Consider the following 1,182-nt stretch of genomic DNA (forward strand, 5'->3'; position numbering starts at 1 on the left):
TATAGCTCTTTAAAAATGACGAAGCTTGCGCTTCATTCAAACATTGTAAAACTTTTTTTGCCTCATCGTTCAGTTTTCAAAGACCAAATTGAATTAAGAAATGGTCGGGAAGACAGGATTCGAACCTGCGACCCCTTGGTCCCAAACCAAGTGCTCTACCAAGCTGAGCTACTTCCCGTTATAAATGGTGCACCCTGAGAGATTCGAACTCCCGGCCTTTAGATTCGTAGTCTAACGCTCTATCCAGCTGAGCTAAGGGTGCATTAATGCGGTCGAGAGGACTTGAACCTCCACGGTGTTAACCACCACTAGGCCCTCAACCTAGCGCGTCTACCGATTCCGCCACGACCGCATATAATTGGAGCGGAAGACGGGATTCGAACCCGCGACCCCGACCTTGGCAAGGTCGTATTCTACCACTGAACTACTTCCGCAATATAAAATTAGATTAGAGATGCGGGTGAAGGGACTCGAACCCCCACGTCAAAGACACTAGATCCTAAGTCTAGCGCGTCTACCAATTCCGCCACACCCGCATATAAAATATTTAAGTATAGAAATTAATGAGAAATGGTGAGCCATGCAGGGCTCGAACCTGCGACCCTCTGATTAAAAGTCAGATGCTCTACCAACTGAGCTAATGGCTCATTAATTTTTAAAAAATGGGGCGGCTGAAGGGAATTGAACCCTCGAATGCCGGAATCACAATCCGGTGCGTTAACCACTTCGCCACAACCGCCATGAGAAAAATGGTGCCGGCGAAAGGATTCGAACCCTCGACCCTCTGATTACAAGTCAGATGCTCTACCAACTGAGCTACACCGGCGCTGTAAATGGTGGCTTTGGACGGAATCGAACCGCCGACACAAGGATTTTCAGTCCTTTGCTCTACCAACTGAGCTACAAAGCCAACTTATTAAATTAAATAAAAAAATGGCGGTCCCGACGGGATTCGAACCCGCGATCTTCTGCGTGACAGGCAGACATGTTAACCACTACACCACGGGACCGTTTTAAATAATTACTGTATCGACTTTACCTATTTTAAGTCTCCTCAAGAAGAAAGTCAATAATTTTTTCAAAAAAATAAACAGCCTGGCAGCGTCCTATCCTCACAGGGGGAGACCCCCAACTACTTTCGGCGCTGAAGCGCTTAACTTCCGTGTTCGGCATGGGAACGGG

10 tRNA genes and 1 rRNA gene are annotated in these 1,182 nt (G+C 47.2%); all 11 read right to left on the reverse strand.

What is annotated here, in order from left to right:
- Positions 1 to 101: 101 nt before the first annotated feature.
- Positions 102 to 178, reverse strand: a tRNA-Pro gene (locus KNP67_RS15210).
- Positions 179 to 185: 7 nt separating this feature from the next.
- A tRNA-Arg gene (locus KNP67_RS15215) sits at positions 186 to 262 on the reverse strand.
- A 5-nt stretch (positions 263 to 267) separates the two neighbouring features.
- A tRNA-Leu gene (locus KNP67_RS15220) sits at positions 268 to 352 on the reverse strand.
- Positions 353 to 359: 7 nt separating this feature from the next.
- Positions 360 to 434, reverse strand: a tRNA-Gly gene (locus KNP67_RS15225).
- 21 nt (positions 435 to 455) lie between these two features.
- Positions 456 to 536 (reverse strand) — tRNA-Leu (locus tag KNP67_RS15230).
- A gap of 35 nt (positions 537 to 571) precedes the next feature.
- Positions 572 to 647 (reverse strand) — tRNA-Lys (locus tag KNP67_RS15235).
- A 16-nt stretch (positions 648 to 663) separates the two neighbouring features.
- A tRNA-His gene (locus tag KNP67_RS15240) sits at positions 664 to 739 on the reverse strand.
- An 11-nt stretch (positions 740 to 750) separates the two neighbouring features.
- Positions 751 to 826 (reverse strand) — tRNA-Thr (locus KNP67_RS15245).
- A gap of 8 nt (positions 827 to 834) precedes the next feature.
- Positions 835 to 910 (reverse strand) — tRNA-Phe (locus KNP67_RS15250).
- A 24-nt stretch (positions 911 to 934) separates the two neighbouring features.
- Positions 935 to 1,010 (reverse strand) — tRNA-Asp (locus KNP67_RS15255).
- 83 nt (positions 1,011 to 1,093) lie between these two features.
- A 5S ribosomal RNA gene (rrf, locus tag KNP67_RS15260) occupies positions 1,094 to 1,182 on the reverse strand; the annotation flags it as partial.

It is taken from the genome of Exiguobacterium sp. s157 (assembly GCF_018618205.1).
Taxonomy (GTDB): Bacteria; Bacillota; Bacilli; order Exiguobacteriales; family Exiguobacteriaceae; genus Exiguobacterium; species Exiguobacterium chiriqhucha.